Raw genomic sequence first — 18,726 nt, forward strand, 5'->3', positions numbered from 1 at the left:
CGCCCGTGCCAACTTGCGCTATACGAGGCCCGCGTCTGCCAACGCTTGTTTAACCTGCTCAGGTGCCTCAGGCACTGCGCCACGAAATAGCTGATAGAAATTGGCAGTGGTCTGCATCGCCACTTCATCCACGCTAATATCTCGCGCTTGGGCAATACACTCGGCCACTTCGACTACCCAAGCAGGTTCATTGGGTTTGCCACGGTGTGGCACCGGCGCCAAGTAGGGGCTGTCGGTCTCGATCAATAGCCGGTCAAGGGGTAGCTTGCGTGCCAGCTCACGTAGCGACTCGGCGCTATTGAAGGTGACGATACCCGACAATGAAATATAAAAGCCCAGCCGCACGGCTTCTCGAGCCATTTCAATGTCTTCTGTAAAGCAGTGCAGCACGCCGCCAATACGCGGATCACAGTGTTCGCGCAGTAACGCCAGCGTGTCTTCTTTAGCCTCTCGGGTATGCACCACGACCGGCAATTCGAGTTCCCGAGCCGCCATCAGATGCCTTTTAAAGCGTTCGTGCTGAACCGCCGCCGGCACGCGATCGGCATAATGGTAATCAAGGCCCGTCTCGCCAATGGCCACCGCGCCGAATTGTTCAGCGGCTTCTTGAATATCGCTAACGCTGGGCTCAACCGATGCTTCATGAAGCGGATGCTGACCCGCTGATATCACCACATCCTCGTGTGCCCTGGCAATCTCGGCAAGCGTAGGCATATCCTCGAGCGTCACGGAAATCGCAAGAAACTGATTAACGCCAACGTTACGAGCCGCCGCCAGCGTCGCCGCAAGGCTGCCATTGTGGGTGGTATCGGATAAGCGGTCCAGGTGACAGTGGGAATCAACAAACATGTCGCTCTCAAGGTGGGCATTAAAGAGTAAATGAGGGCGCGGCCTTGTCTAACTGGCCCGCCAATAGGGTTTCAATGCGGTCTCGCACCGTATAATCCTGCGCATTGAAATGGATACCAATTCCGGGCATGCGTCGCCCGCTGACGCCATCGGGAGACACCCAAATAACCTCGCCGCTAAGCGAAAGACGCTCGCTCTCGCCCGGTAGTGTCAGCAGTAAATAAACGGTTTGGCCTAATTCATAAAGGCCGCGCGTAGGGATAAACATGCCACCTCGGTCGAGAAAAGGCATGTAGGCAGACAATAACGTGGGTACATCGGGCACCGTGAGCGAGAGCGCTTTTTGCGTTGCCATAACACCTCATCGATTCGCCAAGCTTAAGAGCGTAGTAAGGCCGACCACCGCACTAGCCACGCTTCTAACACCAACTGCGGATTAGGGTTAGCGCCCACGGCAAGCAATCGGCGTTGCTCGCGGGCATAATCCAGCAGTTTAAACCAATCCCGTACCCGGGCATTTTTCACCGCTTGACGATAAAGCGGGAGTAAATCCGGGTTACGTAAGGAGGCGGTGGTGCCTGACAAGCCCAACCTAATCAGGTCTTCCAGCCAAGCGATACCGTACCATAAAATGGCGTCTATCGCCTGGCGGTCTAATCGCGCGGCTTCCGCCACCGGCTCGCCACCGCGCACCAGCTGCTCGAAACAGTCATGCAATTGGTGGCGTAATGCGCGTGCATCGGGAGCCGCCAGTTCAACCGCGCTTAACGGCAACCCACCCGACACCTGCCACCAAAAGCGGGCCTCGTCTTCGCTTGCCAACTGCTCGGTCAACCAACCAAGGCAGTCGTCTATTGCCACGCTGGGTAGCGTCCACTGTTGACAGCGTGAACGAATGGTCGGCAACACCCTTGATGGCACATCCGCCAGCAAAATAAATAACGTTTGCTGTCCCGGCTCCTCCAAGCTTTTCAACAACGCATTAGAGGCGGCTACGTTCATCGTTTCAGCGGGCGAAATAATGATCACACGATAACCGCCTTGCTGCGCTGTTTGCGAGACGAAGCGATTGACCTCACGGATGGTATCAATACGAATGTGGCGCTTGCCTTCCTCAGGTGAAATACGCAGTAGGTCGGGGTGGGAGCCAGCAGCCAGCAGTTGGCAACTGCGGCAATGGCCACAGGCCTGTTCGCCAGGTGCAGCACACATCGTTCGTTCAATCAGTGTGTCTGCCAAGCGCTGCTTGCCTACACCATGCTCGCCGCTGAACAACAAGGCGTGGGGCATTCGATCGGTGTCGGCAAGACGACATAACTGCTGCCACGCCGCCTGGTGCCATGGCAATACGCCGCTTAATCCCATAGCGAAACTCGCCCAGCCAGGGTGTCGCGGATATCGGACTGAACGGCGGCAAGAGGTTGGTCGGCATTAATCACGGCAAACCTTTCGGGCGATTGTTTCGCCCGTGCTAAGTAGGCGCTTCGTACGGACTGAAAAAAGTCTGCCTGCTCCTGCTCAAACCGGTCTCGCTGAGTATGCTGATCACGCAGCCGCGCTTCCAGACGTTGTTTAGCGGCCTCTTGGGGCATATCCAACAGTAGCGTTACATCGGGAGTGAGGCCCTTCTGAACAAAATCCTCAAGGGCCGCAATCCGTTCTACCGGAATCCCACGGCCACCGCCTTGATACGCGTAGGTGGCATCAGTAAAGCGGTCACACACTACCCAAGCCCCCCGTGCGAGTGCCGGCAGAATTTTCTCGGCCAGGTGCTGGGCCCGGGCGGCGAACATAAGCAGCAACTCAGCATCGGTATGTAGCCACTCATCAGGAGCGGGGTCGAGCAGCAGTTGGCGAATCGCCTCTGCACGTGGCGTACCACCGGGCTCACGAGTGGCGACCACCTCTACCCCCTGGGCTTCCAGCCAGGCCACCACAAACTGCATATTGGTGGATTTACCCACGCCTTCACCGCCTTCTAACGTGATAAAACGACCGCGCTTCGTCATCATTGCCTCTGGTAACGTTGTTAGTCACGATTACGGATATACCGATTCACGGCATTATTATGTTCGCGCAACGTACTCGAAAATTGATGGGTGCCGTCTCCCCGTGAGACAAAATACAACGTATCGCCCGGCAAAGGATTTACCGCGGCTTCCAGCGAGGCCCGCCCCGGCATGGCAATAGGCGTAGGCGGTAGCCCCTCAATCACGTAGGTGTTGTAAGCCGTCGACTGGCGCAGGTCAGCCCGGGTGATCTTCCCCTCGTAGCGAGTTCCCATGCCATAAATAACGGTAGGGTCGGTTTGCAAACGCATGCCGCGCTCCATCCGCCGCTTGAATACGCCCGCAATCTCTCGCCGCTCTTCCGGCGCCCCGGTTTCACGTTCGATCAACGACGCCATAATCAGCGCTTCATAGGGTGAATCAATGGTCAGATCATCGTCACGCTCAGCCCACACCTCTTTAAGCATACGCTCCATGCGGTTGAGCGACTGACGGAGGATATCAACATCACTCATGCCCAGGTGATAGCGATAGGTATCGGGGAAAAACCAGCCTTCAGGATAGGTGCCCTCCCGATCAAGCAATGCCATGACGTCTTCATCGCTCATATCAGCCGTGCGCTGCTCAAGCTTTGGGGCATTTGCAAGTTGCTCGCGCATCTGACGAAACGTCCATCCTTCAGGAATGGTCAGCGGATAAGTGACGACGTCGTTACTGTCGAGCAGCGCCAACAGCTCCATGCCGGTCATACTAGGCTCGAGGAGGTATTCACCGGTGCGCAGGCTGGGCAGTTTTTCTGGCTCCAGCTTACTTAGCACACGAAATGCCCAGGCATCATCAATCACCCCCCGCGCTTCCAGCTCGCTGATTACGCGGCTAAAACCGGCACCCGAGGGGACTTGGTAAAGCACGGGTTCCTCAATCGTCAATGGCGTATTAAGCCGCTGCTGCCAATAGGCATAGCCACCAGCAGTACCGACAACGCCGATGACCACTACCACGGCAAGAGCCGCCAAGATGCGTTTCACTATGAGACCTCAATATTCAATGCGTTAAGGCGTTGCAGGATATCCCATCAACGGGTGCGCCACTGCTTGCAAGGGATCTGGCTTAGTGGGCTCCCAGCGACGTAGGCATTCGCCTTGAGCCGTCCATACGTCATTGACCGGCCACACCCCCTGAACAGAGTTCGCCAGCCAAAGCCGATCCACTGCAGCGACGTCATCCAACGCCAACTGCGCCGGCGTTACTAGCTGCGCATCAATCAATGCGGCACGCAGCGTTCCTGCGACGCCGCAGTGATCCAAGATAGGCGTCATGATGCGCCCCTCCTGCTGCCAAAAAAGATTCATGCTGGTGGCCTCCACCATCCATCCGTGGCAATCGGCCAACAGGCCTTCACGGTAGGCAGGTGTTTGCAACTCCTGGCGAGCCAGCACATTTTCAAGGCGGTTAAGATGTTTAATACCTGCCAAGCAAGGTTGTCGGGCCAGGCGCAGCGAACAGACACGCACGCTGACGCCCTGTGCCCAGGCCGATGGGTCCGGCTGAAAAGGTGTACGGCGGCTGATAAGACGCGGCGCCGCCACGTCGGGAGCCGCATAGCCACGGCCGCCACTACCACGGGTGACGATGATTTTAAGCACCTCCCAAGTAGCCGTGGGCAGCGCTTGCCAAGTGGCCGATAATGCCGCCTCCGAGGGAGGATCGATCGCCAACCGCTGACAACCCAGCTGCAGGCGTTCGACATGCTGCCGCCAAAGTACCGGTTGGCCTTCGCGCAGCAGCACGGTTTCAAATACGCCATCACCATAGGCCAGCCCACGGTCATCAAAAGGTACCCAGGGCTGACTCATAGGAAGTTACACCTTTTTGAATAGCAGTGACCCGTTGGTCCCACCAAAGCCAAAGGAGTTCGACAGCGCGACATCGATAGGCATATCACGGGCAGCGTGAGGCACATAATCGAGTCGGCAGCCTTCCTGAGGCGTATCCAGGTTAATGGTGGGAGGTGCGACCTGGTCGCGAATGGCCAGCACGCTAAACACTGCCTCGACCGCACCCGCGGCACCCAGCAGGTGACCAATCATCGACTTGGTCGAACTGACCGCCACCCGCTGAGCCGCCTGCCCCATAACGCGCTCGACGGCACGGCTTTCGGCTAAATCGCCAGCGGCCGTTGAGGTGCCGTGGGCATTGATATAATCCACCTCGTCAGGATTAATCTGCGCATCCTTGATGGCGTTGCTCATCGACAGCGCGGCACCACTGCCATCTTCAGGCGGCGCCGTCATATGATAAGCGTCATCGCTCATACCAAAACCCGCCAGTTCGGCGTAGATGGTCGCGCCGCGTGCTTTGGCGTGCTCGAGTTCTTCAAGCACCAGCACACCCGCTCCGTCTGACAATACAAAGCCATCACGGTCGGCGTCCCAAGGACGACTAGCGGCTTGGGGGTCGTCATTGCGCGTAGAGAGCGCGCGAGCAGCAGAAAAGCCACCCAGGCCAAGCGGCGTAGTGGCCATTTCTGCTCCGCCACACACCATCACATCAGCATCGCCATAGGCAATGGTGCGTGCGCTATAGCCAATGTTATGAGTGCCTGTTGTGCAGGCCGTGGTGATCGCAATATTGGGCCCTTTAAAGCCATGCTGAATCGCCATATTGCCCGAGATCATATTGATGATGGACCCAGGAACAAAGAAGGGCGAGATACGCCGTGCTCCGCCTTTATTCAGCGCATTGTGGTTGTGCTCGATCATTGGCAGACCGCCAATGCCCGACCCAATGGCTACACCAATGCGATCAGCGTTGGCATCGGTACATTCAATACCTGAATCCTGAATCGCTTGGCCACCCGCCGCCATACCGTACTGAATGAACAGGTCCATCTTGCGGGCGTCTTTGGGGTTCAGATACGGGCTAATATCAAAATCTTTAACCGACCCACCAAAGCGCGTGTTAAAACCGCTGGTATCGAAATGCTCAATCGGCGCAATACCGCTTTGCCCGGCCACAATATTGGCCCACGACGCTTGAACTGTATTTCCAACTGGGGTCACCAGGCCTAACCCAGTTACCACTACCCTTCTTCGTGCCATCAAGTTTCCTCCAGGCATCCATGGTGACTCGACCCTTGTGGGTCATTAGCAGCCGTCAATGTTGTCGCTAGTATAACGGAGATTGAACGTTATATTCAGTGGGACCGCAAAGCAAAAAAAGCCGTCCTACGGAAGGACGGCTTTTTAATGCGGGTAGACATAAAGCCACCTACCCGGGTTCGATGCATCAACTACCCCTTACTGATGGGCGTTAACGTAGTCGATGGCTTCTTGAACCGTAGTGATTTTCTCGGCTTCTTCGTCCGGAATCTCAGTATCGAATTCTTCTTCCAGCGCCATGACGAGCTCAACTGTGTCAAGCGAGTCAGCACCCAGATCTTCAGTAAAAGAAGAACTGTTCTGGATATCTTCTTCTTTAACGTTCAGGCGCTCAGCCACTACTTTCTTTACGCGCTCTTCAATAGTACTCATCAACGTACTCCAGTCATTCACATTAGCCGTTTTGGATAACCAGCTATTTGGGAACCGCAAGCCAAAAGCTGCGGGGTAGTTTATAGACGCCCTTAAGCTGACGCAACCGCCAAACTAAAGGCCATCAACGCATATTCATGCCGCCATTAACGTGCAGCGTCTCTCCGGTGATATATCCTGCCGCATCGCTGGCCAGAAAACCAACCGCAGCAGCAATTTCATCCGCAGAGCCTAAGCGCGCCAACGGAATTTGTTTCAACAGCATCTCGTGCTGCGCTTCCGGCAGCGCTTCGGTCATATCGGTGGCGATAAAGCCCGGCGCCACCGAATTAACCGTAATGGCCCGCGAGGCAACTTCACGGGCTAGCGCCCGGCTAAACCCTTCCATACCGGCCTTAGCCGCCGCATAGTTAGTTTGGCCCAGGTTGCCCATGGTCGCCACTACCGAACTGATCGATACGATACGCCCAAAACGCGCCTTGGTCATCCCCCGCAGACACGCTTTGCTAACCCGGTAGACGGATTTGAGATTGGTGTCCATCACCGAGTCCCACTCGTCCTCTTTCATACGCATCAACAAGTTATCACGGGTAATGCCAGCGTTGTTGATCAAAATTGTCGGTGCGGAAAACCGCTCAGCGATGGTTTTTAAAACGCTGTCGATACTCGCCTGATCGGTCACGTTCAGGCACAAGCCGGCCCCTTCAATACCTTGGGCCGCGAAGTCGGCATCGATTTTTTCAGCACCGGCGTCGGTGGTCGCCGTGCCGACAACAATACGCCCCTGGCGACTCAGCTCGTGAGCGACGGCTCGGCCGATGCCACGGCTCGCCCCTGTGACGAGGGCTACTCTACGTTCTTGGGTCATAAGGTCCTGCCTTTCGCCATGTAAACAAGCAAGGATAGCGGAAACTTACCACTTATCATGCATTATCAGCCAACGCATCGCGGGCTAACTCAAGCGCTGCATCTAAGCTATCGGGATCGTTAACCGCCAAGCTTTTACTGCCGCGCACAATACGCTTATTCAAGCCGGTGAGCACTTTGCCCGGGCCGCACTCAATAAACACATTAGCGCCCTGGGCCGCCATCGCTTCAACGCAAGACGTCCAGCGCACGGGTTGATATAGCTGCTCAATCAAACGGGTGCGCAGCGTGTCAACATCGGCATGCGCCTCAGCATCAACGTTTTGGATGACGGTATAGCGTGGGGGACGTAGTTCAATGTTCTGCATCGCTGCTGCCAAGCGTTCTGCCGCCGGGCGCATGAGATCACAATGTGAAGGGACCGAAACGGGTAGTGGCATCGCACGCTTAGCACCCGCGTCCTGGCAAGCCGCAATCGCCCGCTCTACGGCTGCCTTGCCGCCAGCAATCACTACCTGCCCTGGGGCATTATAGTTAACCGCTGATACCACCTCACCCTGCGCCGCCTTGGCACAGGCAGCCTCCACTGAAGCGTTATCCAGGCCCAAAATAGCGGCCATACCGCCTTCTCCTGCGGGCACCGCTTGCTGCATGGCATCTCCCCGCAGGCGGACTAACTTAACGCCCTCGGCAAACCCAAGCACACCCGCGCACACCATGGCGCTGTATTCACCCAGGCTGTGACCCGCCATGACGGTTGGACGCGGACCTTCCAGCTCTTGCCAGACACGCCATATCGCGATACTGGCAGATAGCAACGCTGGCTGAGTGCATTCGGTAGCGTTTAAAGAGGCTTCTGGCCCCTCTTGAACGACTTTCCACAAATCGTAGCGTAACGCATCCGAAGCTTCCTCAAAGGTCGTTCCCACTACGCTGTAACGTTCGGCAAGCTCACGCAGCATTCCAAGCTGCTGAGAGCCCTGCCCGGGAAAGATGAGGGCAAGGGGTTGAGACATGTCGTTCACCTTTGCTCTTGTAGGCATTTGCTCAATTGAGCGATAGACGCGGTTATGGGCACATCCTGCTACTCGACATAACCCGCTAACGTGCGGTGCAATGACCTGATCATTACACCTATGAATTAGGCGCTACCCATAAAAAGACCAGCATTTGGCAAGCCGCTCAGGCAGGTTATGCTCAACCTCCTGCATAGCGCGGCGAATAGCATAGTAAAAGCCATCTGCATGGGTACCACCGTGGCTTTTCACCACAATACCCTGCAGACCTAACAAGCTGGCACCGTTGTAGCGCACCGGGTCTAGCTCTTGTTTTAAGTGCTTTAACACTGGCTTGGCGATCCAGCTCGCCAAACGCCCTCTTAGGCGTGACGAAAAGACCAGCTGTACGCGCTCGATCAACATACTAGCCAAGCCTTCACTGGCTTTGAGCACGGCGTTGCCCGCAAAGCCATCGCAGACGATCACATCCAGTTCGCCCTGGAAGATATCGCCTCCTTCGGCATAGCCACAATAAGCAAATGGCAAGGTCGCCGCCGAGTCACGCAATAACCTATCGGCCTCACGCACACTGGCGCTGCCTTTGGTTGACTCTGCACCAACGTTCAGCAGCGCCACACGCGGCCGGTCGACGCCATCCATCTGCTGCGCCATTGCCGCCCCCATCAATGCAAACTCGACCAGACGGCTGGCAGGAGAGTCGACATTCGCGCCTAGATCCAGCAAATAGCAGTGGCGACCATGACGCGCAGGGATTGCCGTACTGATAGCCGGTCGCGACATTCCCGCAAGCGTACCCAGCTCACGCCGTGAAAGGGCCACGAGGGCAGCGGTGTTGCCAACGCTCACGCCCGCCTGGGCATCACCTAAGGCTACACAGCGCAGCATCTGCGCCATGCTGGTCGATTGGCCATGGCGCAACGCCCAGGCGGCTGTTGCCGTGGGCGCCATGCTATCAACCACATCGTGAACCGCTAAACGTGACGTTGCCGCAGCCAGAGGCCGCGGCAAACGCAAAAGTTCAGCATCGATCTGCTGATGCGGACCAAACAGAATCAGTTCTAAGCCAGGGGTATCGGTGACGGCCCTGGCAGCCCCTTCAATTAGCGCGCGGGGGCCTTGGTCGCCCCCCATCACATCAATTGCTAGGCGCACATAGCACCCATTCGTTTAGTCGAATCGATAGGTAAAGACGCTTTATGCGTCTACTACCTTACGACCGCGGTAGAAACCATCCGGCGAAACATGGTGACGCAGGTGAGTCGTGCCGGTTTCTTTGTCTTGAGACAGCGTAGGAGCGCTTAGCGCATCGTGGCTGCGACGCATACCGCGCTTGGAACGAGTTTTACGATTCTGCTGAACTGCCATGGGAGTACTCCAGGGTCTGTCGGATTATGGGTGCTTACTTCTTGCCTTTCAGCGTGCTAAGCACCGCGAAAGGATTGGCGGGGGCTGTTTCTTCTTCCCCGCCTTCTGTCTTGCTGACCAGTTGTTCCGCCGAAACGTGGCACTCTGCTTCCTCGTGATATACCACTTGGGGCAGGCTGAGGATTAATTCATCCTCAACGACCGTCAGCAAGTCCAGCTGTTCATGTTCCACCAGCACCGGCTCGTGACTGGCTGGCAGCTCTGCGGCCAAGCTTTCATCAGCGACCATCCCTAACAGAAAGTCGCTGGTGACATCTTGGCTGAGCGGCTCCAGACAACGGCGGCACGGAAGCGCCAACGTTGCTTGCAGGTGACCACGAATTTCACGTCGCCCTTGAGCATCAACACCAAATTCGAGCACGACGAGACAGTCGCCCGATTGGTTACCGGCTTCTTCGGCAAGGCGCGGCAGCTTATTAAGCGCCACCAGGCCTTCGAGTCGTTCGCGGCGGGCTGCAAGCTTATAGGGCTCGACCCGGCTGGGGAGTTGTGAGGTCAACATAGGCGCGCAATGATAGGCACTCCCCATGCTGGTGTCAAAGCTAAGGCCACAATTCTTTGCGGTCGTGGGATAAGATAAGGCGCTGGCTTGGGCACACGGGATACAAACGTCGCCCCTTGAGTCACAAAGACACTTGCCCCAGAAAGGAAAACCGCATGCCTAACGCAACGCCTGAACTGGTATTAGCCTCAAGTTCACGTTCGCGCCGTGAGCTACTCGACCGGCTGCAAATGCCCTATCAATGCTATTCGCCTGACATTGATGAAACACCGCAAAGCGGCGAGACGCCGCACCAGCTAGTGCATCGACTGGCGTTAAGCAAAGCCACTGCGGTGGCGGACCGCTTTGCTCACCACTGCATCATCGGCTCCGACCAGGTGGCCGTCTTTGAGGGCGACATATTGGGCAAACCCCACACTATTGAGCGCGCCGAACATAATTTAAGACGTTTTTCTGGCCAGCGGGTGACCTTTCTTACCGGCTTGGCGCTACTCGATACGCGCCAACATACCCACCAGGCTCACGTGGAACCGTTTGAGGTAGTGTTTAGAAAACTAAGCGACGCAGAAATTCGTGTTTACGTTAACAAAGAGCGCCCCCTCGATAGCGCGGGAAGTTTTCGCATGGAAGGCTTAGGCATTAGTCTTTTCGAACGCCTGGAGGGACGCGACCCGAACGCACTAATAGGCTTACCGCTGATCGCGCTTTGCAACATGCTGCGCCAAGCGGGCCTCGACCCACTTGGCGCTGGCATTGATCAAGGCGCTTGAAAGCGCAGCGGCGAAGGAGACGTATCCACCCCCAGAAGCTGGGCAGCGGTCTGAGTGAAGCGCCGGGTTATACGATCAAACGGATCCAGGCTCGGCGTGTAGTTTTGCCACTCAGCCTCGTCGGCATACTGGCGGGCTACATCATCCATGCTCCCGAGTTGATCAACAAGCCCCAGCGCCTTGGCTTGTTCGCCACTCCATACCAGGCCGCTAAACAAATCGTCGCTATCGCTTAAGCGATCACCGCGCCCTGCTTTTACATCATCAATAAACTGCTGGTGTGTGCTGTTCAACACGCTCTGCCAAAACGCCTCGTCGTCATCGTCAAACGGTTGAAAGGGGTCCAGAAACGCCTTGTTATCGCCTGCCGTCAACACACGCCGCTCAACGCCTACCCGGTCAATGGCTTCTTCTAACCCAAAGCCGGCATATATCACCCCAATCGAACCGACGAGACTCACCGGCGATGCCACGATATCGTCAGCTGCCGCCGCTATGTAATAAGCGCCACTGGCACCAATGTCTTCAATAACGGCCACAATGGGTTTATCGCCCGACTCGCGAAGCCGCATGATTTCCGCAAAAATGCGCTGGGACTGCACAGGACTGCCGCCTGGGCTATTAATATGCAGCACTATTGCTTCGGCGCTATCGGCTTCCCAGGCATTGCGCAACCCTTCGATAATACGCTCGGCATTGGCCGGGGCATCCTCAGCGATCACCCCGTTGACGTCGACTCGGGCAAGGTGTGCTTGGTCCGTGGGCGCTCCCGTCGACGGGGCATAAAACTGGTAAAAGCCTAACCCCAGCGCCACCGCGAGCAAACTAAGCATCAATAAGCGAAAAAATAGCTTCCAGCGACGCGAACGGCGCTGTTCGGCCAAAACACCGCCAATCCAGTGATCCATCATTTCAATTTGCGCTAACCGCTGGCGCTCACGCAGTGTGGCAGCATCGTCGCTGGGCTGCCCTACGTCGCTGCTCCCCTTGGGAGGCACTTCGGGCCCCTGAGTCCAACGATCTTCAGCGTCTTGGTGCCCCGTCGGGGAGGATGTGTCTTGAGACGCATCGCTTCGCGAATCATCATCCTTCATAGTTCATCCGTTCCTCTGTTCATCCATTCTTGGCAATAAGATGGCCACTCATGCTTGTAGCCACGAAAACAGTTCATCGACACTATGCACAATTTTTTCCGGCTGACTGGCAGCAAGGCGCTCAGGCGTGTGGACACCGTAGCTAACGCCAACGCGTGGCATGCCTAGCGCCCGAGCCATTTCCAGGTCGTATTCGGTATCGCCGACCATGATCGCCCGATCAACGGGGACCGATAATTCGTCGAGCAACTCTTGTAGCATTTGCGGATGAGGCTTGGAGCGCGTTTCATCAGCGGTGCGGCTGGCGTGAAACCACTCGAGACTCCCCGTCTCGCTAAAAATCCGGTCGAGCCCCCGGCGGCTTTTACCCGTCGCAACCGCCAACCGCTGCGCTGTGTTTGTACGCAAGCGAGCTATGTGGTCCTCAACACCGCCAAAAAAACGCATCGGCGTAGTATCGACATGGACAAAATGGTGTGAGTAACGTTCGCGTAAGCGCTCTGCTTGGTCAGGCATGATGCCGGGGCAAAGCGTGTCGATAGCTTCGGGCAACCCCAAGCCGATGATATTTTCTATATCCGCCTGCAGAAGCTCCCCCACCCCTGCTTCAATACCCGCCGCCTGCATACACGACACAATACGCGGTACCGAATCCATTAAGGTGCCGTCCCAATCAAAAATAATCAGCTCATAACGCATGAGAAGTCCTTAGCGGCGCAGGCGATTAAGCACGTCTTCCAGCGCTTCGGGTAACGGCGCTTTGACCGTCACCAGACGTCCGTTGGAAGGTTCAGGAAAAGTCAGGGAGCGGGCATGCAAAAACAGCCTACCAACTCCCAACTGCTTGGTGAGCAAGCCGCTTTCGCGATTGGCATACTTGTCATCACCGAGCAGCGCATGGCCTGCATGCGCTGCATGAACGCGAATCTGATGCGTCCGCCCGGTCACCGGTTCAGCTTCGACCAACGTGGCTTTTTCAAATGTTTCCACCACAGAAAAATGCGTGCGCGATACCTTGCCGTTGGGATCTACTCTCACCCTTCGTTCGCCATTGCCAGCATCATAGCGATCCAAACGAGCGCTTTCGTAGGTTTTGCGTGCTGGCCACCGCCCTGCTACCAGCGCCAAGTAGCGCTTATCCATACCGTGCTTTTTAAGTGCTTCGTTCAGGGTAACCAGCGCATCGCGGGATTTGGCCAATAGCAGGCAGCCAGACGTGTCACGATCCAACCGGTGTACCAGCTCTAAAAACGTCAGGTCGTCGCGCACCTGCCGCAGCGCCTCGATCAGGCCGATCTTGACCCCACTACCACCATGCACCGCGAGACCCGACGGTTTATTGAGCACCAGCCAATCGGGGCCTTCCATAATGACACTGCCTAACAGTAGGTCGCGCAGGTTGTCGCTTACCTCTTTGACAGCATCACGAGGCGCCAAGCGAAGTGGCGGTATACGTAATAGGTCCCCGGCTTGAAGACGATAGTCGACTTTGATGCGTTTTTTATTGACCCGCACTTCCCCTTTACGCACGATCCGGTAAATCAAGGCACGCGGTGCTCCCTTCAAGCGTGTCATCAAAAAATTATCGATGCGTTGGCCTGATTGTTCTTGGGCAATTTCCACCCACTGTACTTCACGCCCTTCGGCCATTGCCGCGCACTCCTGCTGATAGGCTAAAAACGGCATTCTACCGTAGACCTAACTCCAATGCGTCAATTGCTGGTCGTTCGCTTTACTGTTATATTCCAAAACGCTTACCGGCTGATGCGGATCAATGATGCCATTGCGTTGTCATTAGGTAATTGAAGGTATCAACCATCATTGGCCAGCGCCTGCCCGACTAACACGCAGGCCGAAGCAAGAGGCGTGGTTCAGTGTACGCATTAACCCACCCTCGACGTAATAAAATGCAGTAACTCTGCCGCCCGTGTTCAAGACGGCAGACAAGATTGAGCCCAACCCTCATCGGTGGGCAATCGCTAAAAACGCCACGTCCTAAGTAGCCACGCTGAAACGTCACAACGCGCTGCCTGCTTAAGACGATAAAGTTCAACGCCGTGCCGATGGTCGGTGTTGGTGAATCTATGAATGCCAGGTGTTGGCGGTGTCAGCAGGGCCGGATGGACGTGACAGCCACCGAAACATGTCCTGCCTCCGCCACGTACTCAACGCCCAATTGGCCAGGTCGGCGATCACGCCTGCCTGGTAAAATGCGTCAGCATCGCTATGCGCCGAGCACAAGCACGCAGCACCCAGAGGTTCGCCACATCACCCCCGAGGTGGTTCGTCGGCACGCTTCGCTATGCGAGACACTATGAAAAGAATGCTGATCAATGCGACCCAGCCTGAAGAGCTGCGCGTCGCTCTGGTTGATGGACAACGGTTGTATGACCTAGATATCGAGTCCGGCGCACGGGAACAGAAAAAAGCCAATATTTACCGTGGTAAAATTACCCGCGTTGAACCCTCACTAGAGGCTGCCTTTGTTGACTTCGGCGCCGAACGTCATGGTTTTCTGCCGTTAAAAGAAATCTCACGGGAATATTTTGTAAAAGATGTTTCCGGCCGTCCGAGCATTAAAGAAGTGCTCAAGGAAGGCCAGGAAGTTATCGTTCAGGTCGATAAAGAAGAGCGCGGCAATAAAGGCGCTGCGTTAACCACCTTTATTAGCCTTGCGGGCCGCTTCCTGGTGCTGATGCCTAATAACCCTCGCGCTGGCGGTATTTCGCGCCGCATCGAGGGTGACGAGCGTAGCCAGTTGAAAGACGCCATGGGCCAGCTTACCGTGCCGGACAAAATGGGGCTGATCGTGCGTACTGCTGGTATCGGGCGAAGCCCTGAAGAACTCCAGTGGGACCTGGACTATCTCGTGCAGGTGTGGGAGTCGATCACGACCGAAGCCGGCAAACGCTCCGCCCCGTTCCTCATTTACCGCGAATCCAACGTGATCATCCGCGCGATGCGTGACTATCTGCGCCAGGACATCGGCGAAGTCCTCATCGACAGTCCGGAGATACATGCTGAAGCGCTGGCGTTTATCCGCCAGGTGATGCCCTCCTATCAGCAAAAGATCAAGCTTTACGCCGATGAGGTGCCGCTGTTCTCGCGCTTCCAGATCGAATCGCAGATCGAAACGGCCTACCAGCGCGAAGTCAAACTGCCGTCGGGCGGCTCAATTGTTATTGACCATACCGAAGCCCTGGTGTCGATCGATATTAACTCGGCTCGGGCGACACGCGGCAGCGATATTGAAGAAACCGCGCTGCAAACCAACTCCGAAGCCGCCGATGAAATCGCGCGCCAGCTGCGTCTGCGCGACATTGGTGGCCTGGTGGTCATCGACTTTATCGATATGGGGCCCGCACGCAATCAGCGCGAAGTTGAAAATCGCATGCGCGATGCCCTGAAGCTTGACCGTGCTCGGGTACAAATCGGGCGTATCTCGCGCTTTGGCCTGATGGAAATGTCTCGCCAGCGCTTACGCCCCTCGCTGGGCGAAACCAGCGGCGTGGTCTGCCCGCGCTGTAACGGCCAGGGCACCATCCGCGATGTACGCTCGCTCTCGCTATCCATCATGCGCCTGATCGAAGAAGAGGCCATGAAAGAGCGCAGCGCTCAAATTCGGGCCATCTTGCCGGTGCCTGTGGCGACGTACCTGCTTAACGAAAAACGTAGCGTGCTGGCCGATATTGAATCTCGCCAGGGCGTTCGCGTCGTGCTGTTGCCTAATCCGGAAATGGATACGCCTCACTACGATGTTCAGCGTCTGCGTGATGATCACATGGACGAAGACGACAGCCAAACGCTGTCTAGCTTTGAGCTGTCCACCGATAGCGATGTTGGCAAAGAACCCGCTCCCAGCTTTGTACCGCCTGCTCTGCGTGCCGAAGCCGCGGTTAAAAGCGTGACTCACAACGCACCCGCTCCTGCATCGTTGCAACACGAACCAACCCCGCAAAGCACTGCGCCTGCCAAAAGCGCTGACGAGGCCAGTATGCTGGGTCGTTTCATGCGTGGATTTGCCAAATTGCTAGGCAGCGATGAGCAGCGCCCGGCTGCAACCGAGCAGGCTCAGACACCGGTAGAGCAACCTGCGCCGCGTAAAACGGCTGATCGCTCATCCTCCGCTCGCAAGGAAGCACAGCCAAGTCGCGAGCGTAACGAGAGTGCTACGGCCAAAAATGAGGCGCAGAGCCCATCACGCGGTGCTAACAACGAAACGGGCGACAAGCGTAACGGCCCCAGCCGGACGCGCAATCGTCGTCGCCATCCCCAACAGGACGATGGCACTAGCACCCAGGGCAACAGCAACAAGCCTAACCGTCAAAAAGATACCGCTTCAGCGAGTTCCGCCAAGGACGCCGACAGCGAGACGACAGACAAAAGCGCGCCCACCAAAGCGCGCCGCGAGTCGAATCGAGACGCACCTCGCAGCACCAACGCCGTTCAAGAGCAAGATAGCGCCAACGCTGATGCATCATCAGCTCAGCAGGATGACGGCAAGCCCAAGCGCACGCGCAATAATCCGCGCCAGCGCTCGCGCAAGCAGGCCATTAATCCGAATGCCGAAGCCGAGCAGATGAAGCTTCAGGCACAAGCGGCCAACACGCCTGGCGAAGCAGAATCCAAGCCCAGCGAAACCCGTGAGGATAATGCAGCAGTTAGTCAACCGACGATGCCAGAGCCAACAACGTCCGCACCCGCTGATGCTGCCGAGGAAAGCCGCACTGAACCTGCAGCCGAGCAACTCGCTGACACTCGGGACGATACGGACAGCGAAGCGTCGGCGACCACTGCAGAACGCCCCGCCGCCTCTGCGGTAAAAGCGCGCAAATCGACGCACCAGCGTCGTCAGCCCAAGGAGTCGTCGCGTCAGGCAACTGACAAAACGTCGTCGACTGAAAACCAAGCCAACCAGACGGCACAGGCTCCTACTGCTGATTCAGCGCCTGAAGAACCCAAGGCAGAAGCGCGCACCTCAGAAGAGCCCAAGGCAGATGAAGCTACATCCCATGAGCCCGAGGTAGAAGCGCCCATGACGCAAACCACCGATGCCCCTCGCGCCGCCACCCAGGCGCCGATGACGGACGACGATGCGTCACCGCATGAGGAGACCGCCGCCGATAAAACCCAGGATAATAATGCGCCTGTAACGGCGACACCTGAAGCGGCAGACGAAGTAGCAGCATCTGAAGACGCTGGCGAAGCGGCCGTGGATACCGACAAGTCCGCCCCCCCCAGTGGCACTTTAGAAGCCTCGTCAACGCCGGCTCCAAGCGACACGTCAGCTGATGCTGATACGTCTCAAGCCAGCGACAAAAACGACGTGGTGGATGAAGCGCTGCCAGCGGATCACGAACGTGTCGCTGACGAGACTAAAACGCCAACTACTGACGACGCCACTGCACAAACGCCCGATCAGCTCGAAGCGACGCCTGCCGATGCGCAAGAACCGGCTACAAACAGCGAAGCCGTGGCCGACGAGGCCGTCAAACCACGTCGTCGTCGCAGTCGTGCGCACAATGATCCACGCGTTCGGCGCAAGCAACAGACGCAGGACGCTAGCACCGACTAATCGCTACGTGCACTGAAACCTAAACGCCCCGCTTATGCGGGGCGTTTTCTTTTGCTCAGGTTGAGATTAGGCCGCTATCAAGCGGGGCTCTGAGGTTAACGTCACTCCAAACTGTTTAGCCACTTGTGCCGCAACGCTATTGGCTAACGCAAGCAAACCCTGGCGATCTCCGCCCCCGAAATGGACGAGCACTAGCGCTTGACGCTCATGAACCGCGAAAGCCCCCTTGCGAAATCCTTTCAAGCCACACTGGTCAATCAACCAACCCGCTGCCAACTTTGTTTGCCCATTACCCTGGGGAAAACAGGGCATATCGGGATAGCGTTGGCGTAGTTGCTCGGCGAACTGATCGGTCACGAACGGGTTTTTGAAAAAACTGCCCGCATTGGCCAGTTCTTTAGGGTCCGGCAACTTCTCACCACGAATAGCACATACGGCGTTTGCCACCGCCAGCGGCGTGGGCGATTCAGGGACGCGCATCGCCAAATCCCCATAGCCGAGCGTCGGCCTGGGCAAACGCGAAAGTTTCAGTACCACTCGAGTAATAATTACGCTTTCCGCGAGTGCACCTTTGAAGATGCTGTCGCGGTAGCCAAACTGGCAAGCATCACAGCTTAACCAGCGCACCTTGCCGGTTGCCCGCTCCACTACTTGCACAGCCGCTAACACATCCGCAAGCTCAACACCGTAGGCGCCTATATTTTGCACTGGAGCCGCACCGCTATCGCCTGGGATCAAGGCAAGGTTTTCGGTGCCCCATAAACCCGACGCCGCCAGCGCCATGACCAGACGGTGCCAATTAACCCCTGCGCCCACATGGGCAAGTAGTTGGCCTCCCTGCGCTTGTACCCACCATTGATTAAGCGATGGCCTGATCACGATGCCACTAAGCCTTGCGGGTAACAGCACATTACTGCCTCCACCCAGCACAGTAATCGACCAGCCTTCATGGCGGGCCACAGCAAGCACCCGCTGCAACTCAGCAAGCGTGCCAGGCGCGGCGTAACGCTCAGCCCTACACGGCAGGCGCAGCGTATTGGCACCACTGAGGTCTACTTCTTGCTGGACGCCCGGTACATTCAT

19 protein-coding genes are annotated in these 18,726 nt (G+C 56.8%); 2 read left to right on the plus strand and 17 right to left on the minus strand.

Features of this window, described 5'->3' with window-relative positions:
• Window positions 1–18: 18 nt before the first annotated feature.
• The 13 genes from GA0071314_RS11005 to GA0071314_RS11065 all read right to left on the minus strand — a co-directional run bounded on the left by GA0071314_RS11005 (window position 19) and on the right by GA0071314_RS11065 (window position 10,204).
• Entirely contained in the window at window positions 19–849 is an 831-nt protein-coding gene (locus tag GA0071314_RS11005; protein WP_074396683.1) for a TatD family hydrolase, read from the minus strand.
• A 19-nt stretch (window positions 850–868) separates the two neighbouring features.
• On the minus strand, window positions 869–1,204 hold the full coding sequence (locus tag GA0071314_RS11010; RefSeq protein WP_074396684.1) for a PilZ domain-containing protein: 336 nt from the start codon (window positions 1,202–1,204) through the stop codon (window positions 869–871).
• Between the two features lie 23 nt (window positions 1,205–1,227).
• Complete coding sequence (locus GA0071314_RS11015) at window positions 1,228–2,214, minus strand: DNA polymerase III subunit delta' (protein WP_074396685.1); 987 nt, start codon at window positions 2,212–2,214, stop codon at window positions 1,228–1,230.
• Window positions 2,205–2,858: a dTMP kinase gene (tmk, locus tag GA0071314_RS11020; protein ID WP_172822134.1), complete on the minus strand. Its 654-nt coding sequence runs from the start codon at window positions 2,856–2,858 to the stop codon at window positions 2,205–2,207. The genes GA0071314_RS11015 and tmk overlap by 10 nt, the downstream gene beginning before the upstream one ends.
• A 20-nt stretch (window positions 2,859–2,878) precedes the next feature.
• On the minus strand, window positions 2,879–3,889 hold the full coding sequence (gene mltG / locus GA0071314_RS11025; RefSeq protein WP_074396687.1) for an endolytic transglycosylase MltG: 1,011 nt from the start codon (window positions 3,887–3,889) through the stop codon (window positions 2,879–2,881).
• 21 nt (window positions 3,890–3,910) lie between these two features.
• On the minus strand, window positions 3,911–4,714 hold the full coding sequence (pabC, locus tag GA0071314_RS11030; RefSeq protein WP_074396688.1) for an aminodeoxychorismate lyase: 804 nt from the start codon (window positions 4,712–4,714) through the stop codon (window positions 3,911–3,913).
• A 6-nt stretch (window positions 4,715–4,720) separates the two neighbouring features.
• Window positions 4,721–5,959, minus strand: coding sequence for a beta-ketoacyl-ACP synthase II (gene fabF / locus GA0071314_RS11035; RefSeq protein WP_074396689.1), 1,239 nt, complete (start codon window positions 5,957–5,959; stop codon window positions 4,721–4,723).
• Window positions 5,960–6,157: 198 nt separating this feature from the next.
• On the minus strand, window positions 6,158–6,391 hold the full coding sequence (gene acpP, locus GA0071314_RS11040; RefSeq protein WP_008956801.1) for an acyl carrier protein: 234 nt from the start codon (window positions 6,389–6,391) through the stop codon (window positions 6,158–6,160).
• A gap of 124 nt (window positions 6,392–6,515) precedes the next feature.
• A complete protein-coding gene (gene fabG, locus GA0071314_RS11045) occupies window positions 6,516–7,259 on the minus strand; it encodes a 3-oxoacyl-ACP reductase FabG (protein WP_074396690.1) in 744 nt (247 codons plus the stop codon).
• Between the two features lie 55 nt (window positions 7,260–7,314).
• Window positions 7,315–8,274 carry an ACP S-malonyltransferase gene (gene fabD, locus GA0071314_RS11050; RefSeq protein ID WP_074396691.1) on the minus strand — a complete coding sequence of 320 codons (960 nt, stop codon included), beginning with the start codon at window positions 8,272–8,274 and terminating at the stop codon, window positions 7,315–7,317.
• A gap of 132 nt (window positions 8,275–8,406) precedes the next feature.
• Entirely contained in the window at window positions 8,407–9,429 is a 1,023-nt protein-coding gene (gene plsX, locus GA0071314_RS11055) for a phosphate acyltransferase PlsX (RefSeq protein WP_074396692.1), read from the minus strand.
• Window positions 9,430–9,471: 42 nt separating this feature from the next.
• Window positions 9,472–9,642 (minus strand): 50S ribosomal protein L32, encoded by a 171-nt coding sequence (gene rpmF, locus GA0071314_RS11060; protein ID WP_021820795.1) that lies wholly within the window; start codon window positions 9,640–9,642, stop codon window positions 9,472–9,474.
• 34 nt (window positions 9,643–9,676) lie between these two features.
• On the minus strand, window positions 9,677–10,204 hold the full coding sequence (locus tag GA0071314_RS11065) for a YceD family protein (RefSeq protein WP_074396693.1): 528 nt from the start codon (window positions 10,202–10,204) through the stop codon (window positions 9,677–9,679).
• A 155-nt stretch (window positions 10,205–10,359) separates the two neighbouring features.
• Between GA0071314_RS11065 and GA0071314_RS11070 the strand changes: the two genes are divergently transcribed.
• Window positions 10,360–10,974 carry a Maf family protein gene (locus tag GA0071314_RS11070; RefSeq protein WP_074396694.1) on the plus strand — a complete coding sequence of 205 codons (615 nt, stop codon included), beginning with the start codon at window positions 10,360–10,362 and terminating at the stop codon, window positions 10,972–10,974.
• Here GA0071314_RS11070 and sppA read toward each other — a convergent pair.
• The 3 genes from sppA to GA0071314_RS11085 are packed head-to-tail and all read right to left on the minus strand — an operon-like array spanning window position 10,962 to window position 13,718.
• On the minus strand, window positions 10,962–12,068 hold the full coding sequence (gene sppA / locus GA0071314_RS11075) for a signal peptide peptidase SppA (RefSeq protein ID WP_074396695.1): 1,107 nt from the start codon (window positions 12,066–12,068) through the stop codon (window positions 10,962–10,964). The two genes, GA0071314_RS11070 and sppA, sit on opposite strands and share 13 nt — an antisense overlap.
• A 48-nt stretch (window positions 12,069–12,116) precedes the next feature.
• Complete coding sequence (locus tag GA0071314_RS11080) at window positions 12,117–12,767, minus strand: HAD family hydrolase (protein ID WP_074396696.1); 651 nt, start codon at window positions 12,765–12,767, stop codon at window positions 12,117–12,119.
• Window positions 12,768–12,776: 9 nt separating this feature from the next.
• Window positions 12,777–13,718 carry an RluA family pseudouridine synthase gene (locus GA0071314_RS11085; protein WP_074396697.1) on the minus strand — a complete coding sequence of 314 codons (942 nt, stop codon included), beginning with the start codon at window positions 13,716–13,718 and terminating at the stop codon, window positions 12,777–12,779.
• A 664-nt stretch (window positions 13,719–14,382) separates the two neighbouring features.
• On the opposite strand from GA0071314_RS11085, the gene rne reads away from it, so the two are divergent.
• Window positions 14,383–17,643, plus strand: coding sequence for a ribonuclease E (gene rne / locus GA0071314_RS11090; protein WP_074396698.1), 3,261 nt, complete (start codon window positions 14,383–14,385; stop codon window positions 17,641–17,643).
• 66 nt (window positions 17,644–17,709) lie between these two features.
• On the opposite strand, the gene murB is transcribed toward rne, so the two are convergent.
• A complete protein-coding gene (gene murB, locus GA0071314_RS11095; protein ID WP_074396699.1) occupies window positions 17,710–18,726 on the minus strand; it encodes a UDP-N-acetylmuramate dehydrogenase in 1,017 nt (338 codons plus the stop codon).

The sequence above is a fragment of the Halomonas sp. HL-93 genome, from assembly GCF_900086985.1.
Taxonomy (GTDB): domain Bacteria; phylum Pseudomonadota; class Gammaproteobacteria; order Pseudomonadales; family Halomonadaceae; genus Vreelandella.

Bases quoted from the DNA above. Each gene is read 5' to 3' on its own strand.
- fabF (WP_074396689.1), bottom strand. From the start codon at position 5,959: ATGGCACGAAGAAGGGTAGTGGTAACTGGGTTAGGCCTGGTGACCCCA.
- murB (WP_074396699.1), bottom strand. From the start codon at position 18,726: ATGAATGTACCGGGCGTCCAGCAAGAAGTAGACCTCAGTGGTGCCAAT.
- pabC (WP_074396688.1), bottom strand. From the start codon at position 4,714: ATGAGTCAGCCCTGGGTACCTTTTGATGACCGTGGGCTGGCCTATGGT.
- GA0071314_RS11005 (WP_074396683.1), bottom strand. From the start codon at position 849: ATGTTTGTTGATTCCCACTGTCACCTGGACCGCTTATCCGATACCACC.
- GA0071314_RS11010 (WP_074396684.1), bottom strand. From the start codon at position 1,204: ATGGCAACGCAAAAAGCGCTCTCGCTCACGGTGCCCGATGTACCCACG.
- tmk (WP_172822134.1), bottom strand. From the start codon at position 2,858: ATGACGAAGCGCGGTCGTTTTATCACGTTAGAAGGCGGTGAAGGCGTG.
- GA0071314_RS11080 (WP_074396696.1), bottom strand. From the start codon at position 12,767: ATGCGTTATGAGCTGATTATTTTTGATTGGGACGGCACCTTAATGGAT.
- GA0071314_RS11065 (WP_074396693.1), bottom strand. From the start codon at position 10,204: ATGTTGACCTCACAACTCCCCAGCCGGGTCGAGCCCTATAAGCTTGCA.
- acpP (WP_008956801.1), bottom strand. From the start codon at position 6,391: ATGAGTACTATTGAAGAGCGCGTAAAGAAAGTAGTGGCTGAGCGCCTG.
- sppA (WP_074396695.1), bottom strand. From the start codon at position 12,068: ATGAAGGATGATGATTCGCGAAGCGATGCGTCTCAAGACACATCCTCC.
- GA0071314_RS11085 (WP_074396697.1), bottom strand. From the start codon at position 13,718: ATGGCCGAAGGGCGTGAAGTACAGTGGGTGGAAATTGCCCAAGAACAA.
- rpmF (WP_021820795.1), bottom strand. From the start codon at position 9,642: ATGGCAGTTCAGCAGAATCGTAAAACTCGTTCCAAGCGCGGTATGCGT.
- GA0071314_RS11015 (WP_074396685.1), bottom strand. From the start codon at position 2,214: ATGGGATTAAGCGGCGTATTGCCATGGCACCAGGCGGCGTGGCAGCAG.
- fabG (WP_074396690.1), bottom strand. From the start codon at position 7,259: ATGACCCAAGAACGTAGAGTAGCCCTCGTCACAGGGGCGAGCCGTGGC.
- fabD (WP_074396691.1), bottom strand. From the start codon at position 8,274: ATGTCTCAACCCCTTGCCCTCATCTTTCCCGGGCAGGGCTCTCAGCAG.
- GA0071314_RS11070 (WP_074396694.1), top strand. From the start codon at position 10,360: ATGCCTAACGCAACGCCTGAACTGGTATTAGCCTCAAGTTCACGTTCG.
- rne (WP_074396698.1), top strand. From the start codon at position 14,383: ATGAAAAGAATGCTGATCAATGCGACCCAGCCTGAAGAGCTGCGCGTC.